The organism is uncultured Lutibacter sp. (assembly GCF_947495725.1).
In the GTDB taxonomy this organism is placed as follows: Bacteria; Bacteroidota; Bacteroidia; order Flavobacteriales; family Flavobacteriaceae; genus Lutibacter.
The window spans coordinates 428,278-445,797 of the sequence record NZ_CANLZZ010000004.1 but is presented as its reverse complement, the minus strand read 5'-3'; the positions used below and the strand labels follow the sequence as shown (position 1 = coordinate 445,797).

General features: G+C 32.3%; 10 protein-coding genes. 2 read left to right on the top strand and 8 right to left on the bottom strand.

From position 1 onward, the window contains the following. Positions 1-4 precede the first annotated feature (4 nt). Together Q0776_RS11560 and Q0776_RS11555 are read left to right on the top strand one after the other, a co-directional pair. A complete protein-coding gene (locus tag Q0776_RS11560) occupies positions 5-805 on the top strand; it encodes an alpha/beta hydrolase-fold protein (RefSeq protein ID WP_298368322.1) in 801 nt (266 codons plus the stop codon). A 32-nt stretch (positions 806-837) separates the two neighbouring features. Then, positions 838-3,384: a sugar-binding domain-containing protein gene (locus Q0776_RS11555; protein ID WP_298368320.1), complete on the top strand. Its 2,547-nt coding sequence runs from the start codon at positions 838-840 to the stop codon at positions 3,382-3,384. A gap of 61 nt (positions 3,385-3,445) precedes the next feature. Here Q0776_RS11555 and Q0776_RS11550 read toward each other — a convergent pair whose 3' ends face one another. From Q0776_RS11550 to Q0776_RS11515, 8 genes are all read right to left on the bottom strand, one after another. Further along, the gene (locus Q0776_RS11550; RefSeq protein WP_298368318.1) at positions 3,446-5,959 is read right to left on the bottom strand and encodes a sugar-binding domain-containing protein; all 2,514 of its coding nucleotides are present in this window, start codon (positions 5,957-5,959) and stop codon (positions 3,446-3,448) included. Between the two features lie 16 nt (positions 5,960-5,975). Beyond that, the gene (locus Q0776_RS11545; RefSeq protein WP_298368315.1) at positions 5,976-7,004 is read right to left on the bottom strand and encodes an L-rhamnose/proton symporter RhaT; all 1,029 of its coding nucleotides are present in this window, start codon (positions 7,002-7,004) and stop codon (positions 5,976-5,978) included. Between the two features lie 9 nt (positions 7,005-7,013). Next, the gene (locus tag Q0776_RS11540; RefSeq protein ID WP_298368313.1) at positions 7,014-8,471 is read right to left on the bottom strand and encodes an aldehyde dehydrogenase family protein; all 1,458 of its coding nucleotides are present in this window, start codon (positions 8,469-8,471) and stop codon (positions 7,014-7,016) included. A 16-nt stretch (positions 8,472-8,487) separates the two neighbouring features. Next, positions 8,488-9,252 carry an enoyl-CoA hydratase/isomerase family protein gene (locus Q0776_RS11535; RefSeq protein WP_298368310.1) on the bottom strand — a complete coding sequence of 255 codons (765 nt, stop codon included), beginning with the start codon at positions 9,250-9,252 and terminating at the stop codon, positions 8,488-8,490. 168 nt (positions 9,253-9,420) lie between these two features. After that, positions 9,421-11,904 carry a sugar-binding domain-containing protein gene (locus tag Q0776_RS11530; RefSeq protein WP_298368308.1) on the bottom strand — a complete coding sequence of 828 codons (2,484 nt, stop codon included), beginning with the start codon at positions 11,902-11,904 and terminating at the stop codon, positions 9,421-9,423. A 19-nt stretch (positions 11,905-11,923) separates the two neighbouring features. Next, a complete protein-coding gene (locus tag Q0776_RS11525; protein WP_298368306.1) occupies positions 11,924-14,026 on the bottom strand; it encodes a beta-galactosidase in 2,103 nt (700 codons plus the stop codon). Position 14,027: 1 nt separating this feature from the next. Continuing rightward, positions 14,028-15,863, bottom strand: a complete 1,836-nt coding sequence (locus Q0776_RS11520; RefSeq protein WP_298368303.1) for a metallophosphoesterase family protein — start codon at positions 15,861-15,863, stop codon at positions 14,028-14,030. A 9-nt stretch (positions 15,864-15,872) separates the two neighbouring features. Next, positions 15,873-17,432 carry a sugar porter family MFS transporter gene (locus tag Q0776_RS11515; protein ID WP_298368300.1) on the bottom strand — a complete coding sequence of 520 codons (1,560 nt, stop codon included), beginning with the start codon at positions 17,430-17,432 and terminating at the stop codon, positions 15,873-15,875. Positions 17,433-17,520 lie beyond the last annotated feature (88 nt).

Genomic DNA, 17,520 nt, shown 5'->3' with positions numbered 1-17,520 from the left:
AGTTATGAAATCTAAATTTAGAACTACTGAAATATCAAATCCTGAATTTGAGAGTAATAATCTACGTTTTATAACTATTAAAACTTCAAACTTAAAAGGAAGAGGAGATATATGTGTATTTGTTCCTCCAGGAAAAGAGTTAAAAAACCTACCAATTGTAACATTGTTGCACGGTGTTTATGGAAGTGCTTGGATTTGGGCTCACAAAGCTGGTGTTCATTTTACGGCATTGAAAATGATTGAAGAAGGACTTATAAAACCAATGGTTTTAGCAATGCCATCAGATGGTTTATGGGGAGATGGATCGGCTTATTTACCGCACAATAATAAGAATTTTGAAAGTTGGATTGTAGATGATGTAAACCAAGCAGTTATTGAAAACATAGATTGTGTTAGTGAGCAGTCTCATTTATTTATTTCTGGTTTATCAATGGGAGGTTATGGCGCTTTACGTTTAGGTGCAAAATACCCTGAAAAGTATAAAGCTTTTTCTGGTTTATCTTCAATAACAAATAAAAATCAAATGCACTTATTTGTTGAGGAAAATGAAGCTAATTATAAGCAGGAAAATGCTATTAATGAAGATGTTTTTGAATTAATGCTTCAAAATAAAAACAATTTACCACCATTTAGATTTGATTGTGGAAAGAATGATTTATTAATTGAGCATAACAGAGTACTTCATAAAAAACTAATTTCTGAAAAAATTCCACATGAATATGAAGAATTTGAAGGGAAACATGAATGGAGCTATTGGACAGAACATATAAAAGACACCTTATTGTTTTTTAATAAAATTAAGTAAAATAAATAACTACCTTCTTTAAAACCAAATAAATGAAAAACCTTGTTTACGTATTAATGACTTTTCTTGTGTTAACTTCTTGTAGTCAAGAAGCCAACAAGTCAAGAATAGTTGAAGATTTTAATAACGATTGGAAATTTAAACTAATTAATAATAATAAAGCGTCAACTATTGATTTTGATGATGCCGATTGGAAAAAACTAAATGTTCCACACGATTGGAGTATTGAACTGGGTTATAGCAAAGAAAATACTGCTGCTAGTACTGGTTTTGTTCAAGGTGGAATAGGTTGGTATAGAAAGAATTTTAAGCTAACTTCAAAAGATAAAAACAAATTATTTAGTATTTTGTTTGATGGTGTTTATAACAATTCTAAAGTTTGGATTAATGGACATTTATTGGGTGAAAGACCAAATGGATATAGTTCGTTTTCATATAATTTAACCAACTATTTAAATTTTGATGGTAAAGACAATGTTATAGCTGTAAAAGTTGATAGAACGGCTTATGCGGATTCTAGGTGGTACACCGGATCTGGTATATACAGAAAAGTGCAATTAATAAAAACATCTCCATTACATATTGCACAGTGGGGAGTTAAAATTACTACGCCAAAAGTTTCTAAAGAATTTGCTGAAGTTTCAATTACTTCAAAATTAAAAAATAGCAAAAATGAATCTTTAGAAAATGTTACTTTAAAATATGCTATTATAGATAATAATGGTTTAAAAGTTGGTGAATCAATTGCAGAGTTAAATAATTCGCTTTCAAATATAACAACTATTAAAGTGAACAATCCAAAATTATGGGGAGTTCAATCTCCAAATATGTATTCTTTAAATGTAGAAGTATTTCAGAATGAAAAATTGATAGATGCTACAACTGAAAAATTTGGAATTAGAACGTTTAGATTTGATGCAAATAATGGATTCTTTTTAAACGGTGAAAATTTAAAAATAAAAGGAGTAAACTTACATCACGATGCAGGTGCAGTTGGAACAGCTGTTCCGAAAGGTATTTGGGAATATAGAATAGATAAATTGCAATCTATAGGTGTAAATGCGGTTAGAATGTCACACAATCCTCATTCTACAGAACTAATGGAAGTTTGTGATGAAAAAGGAATACTTGTAATGGCAGAAGCTTTTGATGAATGGTATGTGCCAAAAGAAAAAAGTAAAAACTATTTAGGAGATAACGCTGCAAAAGGTGGAATTGCAAAATCATACCCAGTATATTTTAAAGAATGGGCAGAAAGAGATTTGAAAGATTTGGTTCTAAGAGATTTTAATCATCCTTCTGTAATTATGTGGAGTATTGGTAATGAGATCGAATGGACATTTCCTCACTACTCAAAAACATATAATGATGTAAATGGAAAAACAGGCGCGCAAGGTTATGTAAATGTTCCAATTTATGATGAAAAATTAGTAAAAGAGGCTTTTGATAAGAATATAGATGGCAATGATCCATTAGCAACTACGGCTAAACAATTAGTTACTTGGGTAAAAGAAGTTGATTTATCGCGTCCGGTTACAGCTGGAAGTGTATTACCTTCTATTGGAATGGCAAGTGGTTATGGAACGGCTGTAGATGTGTTTGGTTATAATTATCGAGCTGCAGATTATGATGCTGCACATAAAGAATATCCAGATTTAAAAATTTTAGGTTCTGAAAACTGGGGAGATTATAATGAATGGAAAAGTATTAATGAGCGTGATTTTGTTGCAGGAATCTTTACTTGGACAGGTTTTGCTTATTTAGGTGAAGCGGGTCCTTGGCCAAGAAAAGGGTTAAATATTTCATTTTTTGATTATGCAGGTTTCAAAACACCAAGAGGTCATTTTTTTGAATGTCTATGGATAACTGAACCAAAAGTTTATATGGTTACTACCCCAGCAAGTGAATCAGAGTTTTCTTTTTCCGAAAAAGATGGTTGGAAGTATGAAATGCAATATACACCTGCTCCGGTGTGGAAAATGTTACGAAAATGGGAGTGGTATAAAACAAATTCAAAATGGAAGTACAATAACAATGAGAAAATTATTGTTCAAACTTATACCAATTGTGAGGAAGCTGAGTTGTTTTTAAATGGAACTTCATTAGGAAAACAAAAATTAGCTGATTTTAGCGAAACAGATAATATTATTAAATGGTTGGTTCCATATACCGCTGGAGAATTAAAAGTTGTTGGTTACAACAACGGAGTAGAAGTTGAAGAATATGAACTAAATACGACTTCAAATGTTTCAAATATAGTGATTGAAGCGACCCAAACTGAATTAGATTCAGATGGATACGATGTGACAATTATTACTGCAAAATTACTAGATGATGAAGGAAACCTTGTTGTTGATAAAGATCAAGAAATTGAATTTAAAATTTCTGGAGACGTTAAAAATTTAGGAGTTGATAATGGTTGGGAAATGAATGTGCAACCTCATAAATCTAATAAAATTGTAACGCATAACGGAAAAGCCATTTTAATTCTTCAATCAAATAAATCTAAAGGATCAGTAGAAATTGAAGTTATAAGTAATAATATTTCTTCAAATAAATTAAAAGTAGAGATTAATTGAAATTAAAAACCCCTTATTTAATTAAAATAAGGGGTTTTATTAAATTATAAGAATCTAAATTTTATTCAAATCCTCTAGTTTTTATAACATCAGTTTTACTTTCTAACTCTTGTTTGTTTTCTCCAGTCAATTTCTCAAAGAATCTATAGTAGTTCCCATAGGTGTAAATACCATTGCGTTCTCTAATTTTTTCTCCCATTTTTTTGAATTGGTCAGAAGCCTCTTTTTGATTTCCAATTAAGAACATATATTCATTTGAAGATAAAACAGTTCCTTTATCATCTGATAGTTCCATAGTAACGTAGAAATTCTTTTTTACGTTTTTAAGAACATTTGCTTCTAGCTTTACAAATTGTTTAGAACTATTTTCTTCAATTTTATTTACTTTAAAAGTGGATTCTTTCAGTACATTTTTGTCATCATCTAAAACCGAATATGAAACTTTACAATTTTTATATTGCTGATAGTAATCATTTACAATCCAAAATTCACCTTTAAAAGTTTCAGAATTTAACCATCTACGTTTTTTAAAGTTTAAATTAAGTAAAACAGGCTGATAGGCTGTTTTTACAAAGTCAAAAGAACGTTTTGGTTTTAAATAATTATCAACCATTCCCCATTTCATATCTGGCCAATAAGTAATAAAATGACATAAGGCAATTCCACTTGTTCTTGGTTTGTTTCTTCTGAAATGTTCGATTGATAATTGAAAAATTATTCCTTGAGCATCTTGAGTTGCATCAACAAACTCTTGTAAAGAACCTTTTTTCTCATCACCAAATGCATCAAAATTTTGAATTCTTAAACGGTCTAAATCTGCCCAATGATGTCCCCAACTTGGACCAGGTGGCCATAATTCATTTTCAGGGATAAATTTCTTTAAACTTTCAACATTTGGAACGGAAGTAATTGCTAATTCTGGTACAATTGGATAATCTAATGATTTATACCAATCTTCCATTAACCATCTTCCCATTTGATAAAAATAACCCAGTGCGTGTACAGCTTCTTTTTTCTTATAACCTGCTTCTATTGAGACATGACAAGTTAAAGGAGAGTCTGGTACATAAGGTAAATCTACTTGAGCCTTATATCGTTCTCCTAAAGTCACTAAGAAGTCATTTGCATATTTGGCATCGCTAGCTCTCAACAACATTTCTTCCCCACCTTCCATCATTATAATTGAAGGATTGTTTCTTCTGTTTTTAATTACATTTTCACCTTCTTGGTATATACGTTCTAATAACTCAGGGTCATTTGGAATATTACCAGTTCCTAAAGGGATAATGTCTTGCCAAACAGAAATTCCTTGTTCATTACATAGTTGATAAAATAATGGAATTTCAGGTGGATGCCATCCGAAAATACGAATGTTATTCATATTTGCTTCTTTAGCCAATGCAATTAACTTTCTATATTTTTCTTCTGAAGTTCTTCCAACAAAAATATCTGGTGGACCACCCCAACAAGCCGAACGAATAAAAATAGGTTTACCGTTTATTAAAGTAGTTCTTGGAAAACTCACTTCATCTTTTGTAAAGCCAGGATTCCATTCCATATCTACCCTGCGTAATCCATATGTTATTTCTTTAAAATCTTGATTTATTTTTCCTTCATCTAAAGAAACTTTTGCTTCATAAAGGTTTGGTTTTCCTAAATCCCAAGGCCACCATAATTGAGGGTTTTTAACTTCAATATTTTTTTTAATGATTTGTTTTCCTGGTTGCAACAATTGCTTAAAACTTATAGTTTGCTCCTTACCATCAAAGTTTTGTCCCTTAAAAGAAACTGTAATATTTTTTTCTTTTGCAATCTTTTCAGTATTTTCAATCTCAATTTCAAAAGTTACGGAAGCTTTCTTTTCATTTGTAACATTTGGTTTAGCATACACATCTAAAATCCTTGATTTACCGGTAAAAACTAAATCAATATTACCAGTAATACCAAATGGAATTAAATCTCTCCAATAATCACCAAACCAAGGTGTTTTTAAACCAGCAACACTGGCATTTACTTGCGGAGGAGGCGCCAATCTAATTACTAGCATATTAGTTGCCTTAAGCCAATGTTTGTTAGTTTGGATGGCTTCAGTAACATCGAATGAAAAGGATGAAAAGGAACCTTTATGGCTTCCTATTTTTTGTCCATTTAACCAAATGTCGGCTTCATGATCAATAGATTCAAAATCTAATCGAGCTACTTTATCACTCAAATCTTGATTTACTTTAAACTGAACAGTGTACCACCACTCATATTGCATTACCCATTGAGCCTTAACACTATTTCTTCCAAAATAAGGGTCTTCAATAGCCCCAACTTTCCATAAATCTGTATAAACATCACCTGGAACTTTAGCAGGATTCCAAACTAAAGTTTCTATATCTCCAGGAGGTAATTTATGTAATCCGTGTTTTATTCCTTCACCGGGAAGCATCATCTTCATTTTCCAGTGATAATTACTCAAACTAGTTTTTAACTGACTGTTTGAATTGTGGTTACTAATTGTGCTTGGTTGGGCAAATCCCTTCGTAAAGGAAAATAACAAAAGTGCACATACTACAATTTTAAATCTCATTTTTAAATTTTTATTATTAAATACCGTTTCCAACGGCTACTGTTATTATTCCAATGGTCATTATGGCAAGTCCACTATACAACCATTTTTTACTTTTTAAACCGGCGTTTTTCCACTCTCCAGAAAAGATTCCTAATAAGTTTGCTACCATTATACATCCTGTTTGAAAGATTGCAAACCCAACGGAAGTACCTAAAGGACCTAATTCATATGCTCCTAATCCATAAATAATTAATGAAGCGCAATAAACCACGGCCATAATTAATAGAAAAAGAATATTTTTTGAACTGTTTTTATGTTTGAAATTAGACCAGCTTTTATTTTTTGTAAGTTGAATGCTGAAATAGATCATAATTGCAATTCCACTACCAATAAATGAAGGAAGCATTACAGCTAAACGTGCTATCCATGGTTCATTACCAAATTGCTCTTGTGATATTTGGCCAATATGACCAATATTATCAGCAACGTGGTATGCTAAGTTAAAACCTGCGGCACAAATACCTCCAATTATGCAAAGGATTATTCCGTTACGCATAGAGTTTTTGTTAGAAGAATTTTTTTCTGAATCGCTATTCTCGTTCTTTTCACGTAATAATCCTGCTTTACCATTGGCTATGATTCCAAGCATAATTATAAAAATACCTGTAAGAATTACCATTCCACCTGTTGTTCCTAATTTTTCTGCACCTCCCATAAAAAAAGGTAGAATAGAACCAGATAAAGTTGCAACTCCAATTAATAATGAAAAACCTAAAGCCATTCCAATTTTTGAAATACTTATTCCCCACAGAAGATTACCAATTCCCCATAATATACTTAGCGCAAAAATGGTTAAGAAAATTGAATTTGGAACTTGTTTGTAAGTTTCTCCTAAATTATCAACCAATGCAAAAGTTGAAATTATTGGAACAACAAACATAGCCAATAACCAAAAGCCGCTCCATAAATTTTCTACCGCATAATTTTTAACAAATTTACTTGGATAGGCATAAAACCCTAACATTATTGCCGCTAGTAATACCCAAAATATTCCTATTCCCATACTATTGGTTTATTCGTAGTTTAAATAAATAGTTCTTTTTTGAAGATAATGATCTACACCATAAACTCCATCTTCACCAGCAGTTCCAGAAGTTTTATGTCCTGAATGATATCCTTGAATATTACCAATTATTTGTTGGTTGATAAAAATAGTTCCCACTTCTAATGAGTCAATTGCTCTTTGATGCAATCTGTAATCATTTGTATATAAATATGCTGAAAGACCTTCTTCTCTGTTATTAGCCAAAGCAACAGCTTCATCAAAACCGTTTACTTTTACAATTGGCATAACAGGAGCAAACAATTCTTCGCTAATAGTTGGATCGTCACCTTTTACATTTCCTAAAATAGTAGGAGCGTACCAGTTTCCTTTTTCAAAATATTCACCATCAGGAATATCTCCACCTAACAATAACTCTGCACCTTTATTTACGTTTTCTTTAACCAAATTATTTACACGGTCTAAACCAAATTTACTAACATTTGGTCCCATATGTACACCTTGGGCAAAAGGATCTCCAACTTTAATTTGTTGTGTTCTTTTTACCACTTTTTCGGTGAATTCATCTGCAATTTTTTCATCAACAAAAACCATTTCATTACAAATACAAACTTGTCCGCAGTTTGCATATCTTGAAATTACGGCAGCTTCAACAGCTTTATCAATGTCAGCATCTTCGCAAACAATAAATGGAGCTTTTCCACCTAATTCTAAAATTAATCCAGTAATATTTTCGGCAGCAGCTCGGTACATTGCTCTACCTGCTCTTGTGCTTCCTGTTAATGAAATTAATTTGGTGATTGGACTTTCAACTAATAATGAAGCAGCTTCAGCGTTTTTGGTTGAAACCATATTTATTACACCTTTTGGTAAGCTAGATTCGTCAACTAAACGACAAAATTCTGAAGCTGTTGTTGGCGTTAATTCGTGTGGTTTAATAATCATTGTATTTCCAGTTGCTAAAGCCGGACCAATTTTTCGACCAATCAAAGCCAAAGGATAATTGAATGCACATAAACCAACAGTTACTCCGTATGGTACTTTGTAAATAGACAAACGTTTATTTGGTTGTTCCGCTGGGAAAATAGCACCTTGAATTCTTCGAGCTGCTTCCGCAGAATACGTCATATACGTAATAGTATCATCAACTTCACCTAAAGCTTCAGGATACGTTTTACCTTGCTCCATCACTAAAAGCTTTGCAAAATGTTCGCGTTCAGCTTTAAGTTTGTTTGCAATTTCAATAATGTGTTGAGCTCTTGTATTTGCAGGTGTTAATGCCCAACCAATTTGAGCCTTTTCTGAAGACTCCAAAGCGTATTGTACATCGTCTTTAGTACAAGCCGTAACGGTTGCATAAACTTCGTTATTCGCAGGATTTTCTACCTCAATTACATCTCTTGCGTTATCGTCTAACCATTCTCCGTTAATATAGCAGGAATAGTGTTTTATGTCTGTTGAATTCATATTTGGTTAAGTTTATTTATTCAAATTTTGGTTCTCGTTTTTCTATAAATGATTGAAATCCTTCTTTAGCATCAAAGGTATCGTACAAGGTTTCAACCATTTTTGTTTCTAATTTAAGAAAATCTTGTGTGCTTTTTCCAACTCCTTCAGCAAAAGTTTGTTTTATAGTAGCCATTGCTTTTTTTGGACCTTTGGAAAGGTTTTGAGCATATTCCAAAGCTTCTTGTTCAGCAGTTTCTTCATTGTATAATTTATGAGCAAATCCAATTCTAAAAGCTTCTTCAGAATTAATAGGATTTCCTGAAACTACCATTTCAAAAGCATAGGAATGTCCAACGGCATTTACCAATCTTGGGATTCCTCCATTTCCAGGCATTAATCCTAATTTAACTTCGGGTAAACCTATTAAGAATTTTTTGTTTGAAGCTAAACGAATGTCACAAGCAACTGCTAATTCTAATCCGCCACCTAATGTATGACCGTTTAAAAAAGCAATAAATATTTTAGCACTAGTACTAATTAATTTGGCAACTTTATTTGCCATTGCAACCATTTCGTTGTTCTGTTCAACGGTGTTACTTGCAAAAACCTTGATATCTGCACCAGCACAGAAAAATTTAGGAATAGCGCTTTTCAGCAAAACAACTCCTATATCAGTATCATTTTCAATAGAGTTTAAAACTTTTTCAAACTCGTTGAAGAAGTGAATATCGTAACTATTAGCTGGGGATTTATCTAAAGTGATGAATCCTAAACGTTCTTTTTTTTCAAATTTGATCATTATATCTTTTATTACTTTAATACTTCTCGATACGATTTTCTTCACTGAGTTACGAAAATCACTCGAAGTGACGTTTCGTCTTTGAATATCAGGTCAGTTCGAGTAAAATTCTTTGGTGATTGAGTACTCAATTCACCAAAGAATTTTGTATCGAGAACCATTTCATTGTTATTTATCAAATCCTCTTGCAATTGGCATTTTTTGATCAGCTTCTAAATGATCTTCTTCAGCTCCAAGTCCAGGGAAATATCTAAAATAATTTGCCCAACCATATTTTTGCTTAATTTCAAAAGCTTCTAAACCAATGGCTCTTAATTCTGCTCTGTCTTTTGTTTTATCAGCAACAAGCATCATATAATCGTTTTCAGATAATACATTGTCTTCACCATCTACTAAAGTCATTTCAGCATAAAATTTATCTCCAATTTTACCTGGTACTTTACAAGTTACATCAATATATTTAGATGAGCTATCTCCATTGATTTCAGAAAAATCAAATTGTTCTTCTTTAATTACATTCTTATTATTATCAAGGAATTTTATAGTTGCTTTACAATTATTATAAGTTTTGTAATAATCATTTACCACCCATAATTCACCTTTAAATTCTTCGCCTGGTAACCAACGTCTATCATAATGTTTCATAGTTAATAAAACAGGTTGGTATGCTTTTTTCACATAATCAAAAGATTGTTTTTTCTCTTGGTAGTAATCTACAATTCCCCATTTCATATCTGGAGCAAATGTTATGTAGTGACAAATACAAATTGCGCTAGTTCTTGGTTTTCTTGTTCTGAAGTGCTCTAAAGCATATTGAAAAATGGCACCTTGAGCAACTTGTGTAGCGGTTACAAAACTTTCTAAACTATCTGTACTTTGATCACCTACAACTTCAAAATTAAGTGTTCTTAAAGCATCAAAATCTGTCCAGTGATGTCCCCAACTTGGTCCTGGAGGCCAAATTTCATCTGCAGGAATAAACTTCTTAATACTTTCAATATTAGGACAAGATGAAATTGCTAATTCAGGAATTACAGCGTAGTCTAAACTAGGAAAATAATCTTCCATTACAAATTCTCCTTCGCCATAAAATAAATCGTTGGCGTGGAAACTCTCTTTTGGTTTGAAACCTAAATTTAATCCAACTTCATCACTTAAAGGAGACGAAGGAATAAAGTTTAATGATGTATATGGCTTGATTGCTTCACCCAATTCATTTACAAATTGTAAGTTGTGTTGTGGATCTGAAGCTGTCATAAATAACTCTTCTGAACCTTCCAATAATACAATACTTGGATGATTACGTTGTGCTTTAACTGATGAAATTGCTTCAGCAAAAACAGCATCTTTAAATTCTTGATTTTTTGGTAATGATAAGCTAGCCAAAGGCAAAACATCTTGCCAAACAGTAATACCAGCTTCATTACATAGTTGGTAAAACAACGGAATTTCTTCTGGATGCCAACCGAAAATACGTAAGTTGTTAAAGTTAGCTTCTTTTGCTAATCTAATTAATTCCACATATTTACTTGGATGTGCACGACCCATAAAAATATCTGGTGGCCCTCCCCAAGTTCCTGAACGCATAAAATGGCGTTTACCGTTAATCATAACAGTCCAAGGATTTTCAACTTCATCTAACGTAAAACCAGGATTATGAACCATTTCAACTTCTCTAATTCCAAATGAAGTTGAGGTTGTATCTAAAACATTTTCATTGTTTTCTGAAACAGTAACTTTAGCAGTATATAAATTTTGATCTCCTAAATCCCAAGGCCACCATAATTTTGCATCATCAATATCAATGCTTAATTCTAATTTATTAGTTCCTTGAGCAACATTTGTCTCTTTATTTACAGTATAGATTTTTGATTCGAAATTTTCACCTTCAATTTCAATCTCAACATTTACATTGTTGTTTGTTGAATTATGATTTTTAAGTTCTATTTCTATATCTAATTTTGCTGAATTTTCAGATAATACACTTGGTTTAACATATGTATCTTCAATAGTAACTTGACCCATTGCTTCTAAATAAACAGGTTTCCAAATACCAGTAGGAGGCAAGGCTACCCAATAATCTCCGTGCCAAGCTGGTTTTCTACCTGCAACCTGACTGTAGCGTCTTGGAGCAGGATGCAAGCGAACCATTAAAACGTTGGTTCCAAAACGTAAACGCTCAAAACGAATGGTGTTTGAAACATCGAATTTGAATTGAGAAAACATTCCTTCGTGAGTTCCCAATAATTCTCCATTTAACCAAACATCACAGCCAAAATCTACACCATCAAAAACCAATTGAATGCGTTTTCCTTCCATTTCTTTTGGAACATCGAATTGGCGTTTGTACCACCATTCATTTTCTGGCACCCATTTAGCTTTTAAACTATTTCTTCCAAAGTGAGGATCTTCAATTCTACCTTGTCTCCAAAGATCGGTGTAAACATCACCAGGAACTTTTGCAAAACCCCAGTTAAATGAATCTCCAGTGATATCAAAATTTAATTCGTGGAAGCCAATTTTAACGCCTTCATCAGGTCTAATACCTTCCATTTGCCAATTGTTTCCAGATAGATCCAAAACAATTTTATCGTTAGAAGCTTCACCTTCACCTTGAAGATACTCCTTCTCGTCTTGACTAATATTTTTCATTTATATAATAATTTTATATCTAATTTTTTGTTCTATAATCGTACATTGAATACGTAGTTTCTTTAACTTTTTTAATTAACTCTGGATATGGATTGTCGCAAACATCTATAAATCCAACGTTGTAATTTTCACCATCAAAACGTCCTGTATTTGGTTCGTCTAAATATTGAAACCAATGCGCGCCAACTATATTTGGATGCCTTAATGCTCCTTGAATATAATTCTGATATAGTAGCCCTCGTTCTGCTTGATCTTTAGCTTTTTTAATTCCAACGTGAAAACTTCCTTTATCCAAAGCTCCAAAGTGAAATTCACCAATCATAACAGGTTTATCTACTCCTTTTGGAAGTGAGAAATCTTCGATAGAATATTCATATTTGTTGAAACTCATAATGTCTAAATATTTACTTGCAGCTGTTAAAACAACAGCATTATTTGCCCAAGCAAATCGGCAACCTAAATAATTTTGATTAGGAGCAACTTTTTTTAATTCTTCATTAATTGTTCTGAAATACGTTTCCGCTATTTTTTGATAAAAAGCAATTAAATCCTTTTCGGCATTTTCTTGATTTGGTGCTTCAGTTGAATTCAATAAAGTATCCCAAGAAGTATGGGTTGTTTTCCAAACCTTATTCAATTTATCGATTGAATTATATTTTGATTTTAAATCTTTTACAAATTCAATTTTTGCAGGTTGTGTTGCGTCACTTTTTAATGTTCCAATAGCTAAAGAACCAAGTTGTCCCCACGATAATTCGTTATCAACAAAATAGCCAATGCACCAAGGATCGTTGGCTCCTTCTTTTTGAGATTCTACAGATTCTTTTACAGCCAATCTAAAATTTGGATCAAATACATCGTGAAATTTACCCCAGAAACCTTGTGAACCTTCAATTTTTGGAGTGTTTCTAATCCAAATAGAACCTACATAAGGAGTTTTATGCATTCTTGTTGCTCCAAAATCAGAGACAAAACCAATGGTGTTCATTCCCCAATCTTTGATTCTTAAATGAGCCATTTCTTGAAATTTTTCTAACCAATTTTCACCATATTTTCTATATAAATTACTTTGGTAGAAGTTGTATGATTTATAGGGTAATTTGTCTTTATAAAAACCGTGAGATGCGTGCGTTCCTTTTCCGTAGAATTGATTTAAAACGTCATCTTCTTTTGGTAAATATTCAAAATAATTCTCTCTGTGAGAAACGCCTGTAAACACAGAGGTTGAAGCAACGCAATTTAAACCTGCAGTCCAAAATACGTATCCTTCAGGGTCTACAATCCACCATTTATTATCAACTTTTTCAGTTCTAAAAAATCCGGTAGCTTTTAATTTTGGGCCTTTTGTCCAGCCTCCATATTTCCCTATATTTTTAGGTCCGCTGCTATTTGCTAATAATTCTAATTCTTTTTTAGCAGCTTCTTTTAATTCCTCTTTGGAATGCATTTTCCCTTCCCAATCTTTATGCTTGTATTGTCCAAATTCATCTACAAAAGGGAAGAAGTTATCTGGTTTTTTTTCCTCTAATTTACCAACAGCTCTAACATTATCAATAGTAAATTGATTTGGTTGTGTTGCGTAACGAGAACAAAAAACTAGTTCTTGAATTTTACTAATGTCTGTTTTTAGAGTTCCTGGAATTCCTCGCATACCAACAATATCTAATTGAGGATTGAATACCCACGGAGTCCACGCTAAATCAACTGTAATTGTACCGCTTTCTCCAGGTTTTAAATCGATATAATCTGAACAATACCATCTTTTTAAACCATCAGGATCGTTACCAACAAACAATTCAACTTGGATAATTTCATCTCCAGTATTTGAAACATCTGCTTTTACTTGATGAAAACCATTTAAATCCCAAGGATTTTCTTTTGAACTTACCAATTTAACTCCAGCTTCTCTTAAAGTAAAGCCATTATTAACTTGTAAGTATGTATTTTCTTCTGTTACAATTTTATAAGTAGCATCTTGAGGTTTTACTTGAGATTTGTCAAAGTTTTCTTCAAAGTCAAATAATACAAGTTCATCATTATTAGTAGTTTCAGCTTGTTTTTTATTACAACTCCATAAACTAAAAGCAATGTATAATAGTGTAACTAGTTTTAAAGTTTTCATATTATAAGTTTATTTTAAAAGTAGATTTGTTTTTTAGTTTAGCCTCTACGTCTTGCAACTTTTTTTGGTTATTGCCTTCGCCAATAACAATAAAATAGTTTCCTGGGTGCAATACTTTTGGTTGGTATTGGTTTCCTTTAATACGAATAGACGAAACAACTTCTTTTGTAAATTGCTCTTTCACAGTAACTACTTGATTATTTTTTGAAATATTTAGGGTAGGTAATTGGTAACCCTTTTCTATTTTAAAATTATCGGTTTGAGAAATGGTAATTGGCCAACCAGGATATTGTTTTGTAGTTGGATTTGAAATGTCCACATTTCTAGCCCAACAATCAAATGTAATGGTTCTGTTTTTTTTATTGTATTTAACAACTCCAAAACCGGCTGCACGTGTAGATAAAAAACCACCTTCTTTAATTTCGGGTAAAGTTGGATTGGCAGCAGCCTTAACCGTAATTTTATTTTTAAATCCATCTAAATATTCCCCGGTATAAGTAGGGTCATTTTTTAACCTGTTTTTACCTGGAATTTTTGGATCCCACCAACGCAGCCAATAATTTGCAATTGCTGGTGTAGCAAAAGAATAACTAGCATCGTTCCATTTATCTATTCCATTTTGAAACAAAGTTCCTAAATGTGTATCTCCACAAACAGTAGGCGAAAAACTTTTTCTAATAACAGATAAAGCTCTATTTCTTCCAGATTGTGGCCAGCCATTTGAGTCAAAATCGGCTAATATTTCTTTGTCATATTTACCAGTGTAATTATCTACCATTGCAAAAGTAGTTTGAGATAATACTGTTTTCATTTCAGCATTTTCCCAATCGGTTGTCCATTCTTCTAAAAACTTTAATTGACGGTCTCCCAACAAAGAACCAGTAGGAACATCTAATTTTCGAGTATCTACTTTCGGGTCAAAAATAGCTTCGTAACCGCCATCAGGAAAAACATCTGGATTCTGCTTGACCATTTCGTCCAATCCATCTTTAAATTTTCGATCTTCAAGAATAGCAAAACTCATTCCTCCCCATTTTAAATCGGTATAATAAACACCAATTCCTTGTTCTACAGGAGTTGGGTCAAAAGGATCAGGAAGGTGACTTGTTTGCGCTCTTTCAACTTCTTTAATATATTCGGGAGACATATAATAGCCACCAGAAATACCTCTTCGAGAATCGGCTTTTTTACCACCTTGTCCCCAAAGATTTCCGTGACCTATATCGTGATCATCTGGGAGAATAATTGAAGGTGTATTTCGTAATATTTCTCCAAAATCTCTTCCAAACTTTAACCAATACAAATAATGTTCACTATGGTCGTAAACTTGATCACCTGAAAAGAAAATTAAATCTGGATTTAAGTATTTAATATTTTTTACTAAATCTTCTTTTGAAATATCTCCACCGTGATTTGGATATATTGAATTACAAGTTAACGCAGCCATTACAAAAGTATCTTTGTTAATTGGATTCTTTTTAATAATCCCTTCATAAAAAGCTTTGTTATCGTGATTTACACGGTACTTGTATTCTTTTGTGTCGTCCCAATTTTCAATTCTAAACGGTGCAGTGTACCCAGGGTAAATAATTGTTGTTTCTGCTTTTTTTACCCATTTTCCGTTTTCTTTTATTTCTAATGAAGCTTCGAACGACTCAAAATTTCTAATAGGATTAAATTGTGCCGTTAATTTTAATATGTTTTCGTGCACAGTATACATTGCAAAACAAATTCTATCTTTCGGTTGAATATTCGCAGGCAATCTCAATAGTTCATCATTTTGAGCATTAATTAAGTTGAAAAATAAAAAGCTTGTTATTAGAATATATCTTCTCATCAAAATAATTTATTTTATTAGTAATTCTTCCAATTCTTCTAATGATTTTCCTTTGGTTTCAGGAACTTTAAACCATATAAATGCAAAACCAATTACAGCAAAAATTCCAAAAAGTAAGAAAGTCATAGAGTTACCTAAAATAGAAAGTTCCCAAGGGAACAATAATTGTACAAGAAAAGCAACACCCAAATTTACGAGGCCAACAAATGAGATGGCAATTCCTCTAATTCTATTTGGAAATAATTCAGAAAAAAGCACCCACATTACTGGTCCAATAGACATTGCAAAAGCACCCACGAAACCAATTATTCCTATAAGAATTAATAGGGTATTCATTTTGGCAGATGCAGTTACAATTGTTGATTCATGTGTTTTTGCACTTTCTTCACCTAACGTATTTACAATTGCAGCTTTAAAATCAAGATCATTTTCAAATACTTTATCTTGTAATTGGGCAAGTTGATCTCTATCAATTTCTGTTGGTAAGTTAACTATAGCATCTTGGGAAAGCATATAGGTTGCGTCGTTAAATCCATAACTTAATAGAAATAAGCAAACTGCAATTCCTGCCATACCTATAATAAGTAATGGTTTTCTACCGAATTTGTCAATAGCGAGCATTGCAATTACAGTAAATCCTAAATTAGTTAAACCAACTAATGCCGCTTGGATAAAGGAAGCATCTGTGCCAATGCCGGTTTGTTCAAAAATCATAGGGGCGTAAAACAAAACGGCATTAATACCTACTATTTGTTGAAAAACACCAACAACCAACCCTATAATAATCACTTTTCGCATATTGGGTTTAAACAAATCGCTAAATTTTGACTTTGCTTTATGTTTATCATCAGAAATACTTTGTTCAACTTCCTTTAATTGAATTGTAGCTTCTTTTTCTGAAACTACTTTTTTCATTACTTCAAAAGCCTCTACCTTGTTATTATGAACCATTAACCATCTTGGGCTTCTAGGAACCATAAATAGACCTAAAAAATATAAAATAGCTGGAATTGCTTCTAACCCAAGCATCCATCTCCAATTCCATTTCCCAAGACCTAAAGCTAATGCCCAATCTGCATTAGAATTTCCCCATTTAAGAATTAAGTAATTTGTAAAAAAAGCTAATGATATACCAATTACAATGTTTAATTGGTTGAAAGAAACTAAGAAGCCTCTCTTTTCTGAAGGGGCAACTTCTGCTATATACATGGGCGCAATAATTAAGGCCGCTCCAACTGCCAATCCGCCAATCATTCTAAAAATAATTAGCCAAAAGAACGTTCCTGCCAAAGCAGATCCAATTGCCGAGATAGTAAATAATACTGCTGCATATTTTAATAATTTTCTTCTTCCATATTTATCACTCATTGGTCCTGCAATTAACATGCCAATGGCTGCGGTTAGCGTTATTGAGCTAACTGCCCAACCAAGTTGTATTTTTGAAAGATTAAATTCAGGTTCAATAAATTTTACAACTCCAGAAATTACGGAAGCATCAAAACCTAACAAAAATCCACCTAAAGCTACAATAATTGCAATTCTAATTACAAAACTGTTTTTTGAAGTCATATTACTTTATATCTAATTTATAGGTAAAAGTATTATTTAAATATGAATTATGTATTAAATTGTTCTAGACAATAACTGAACATTTGTC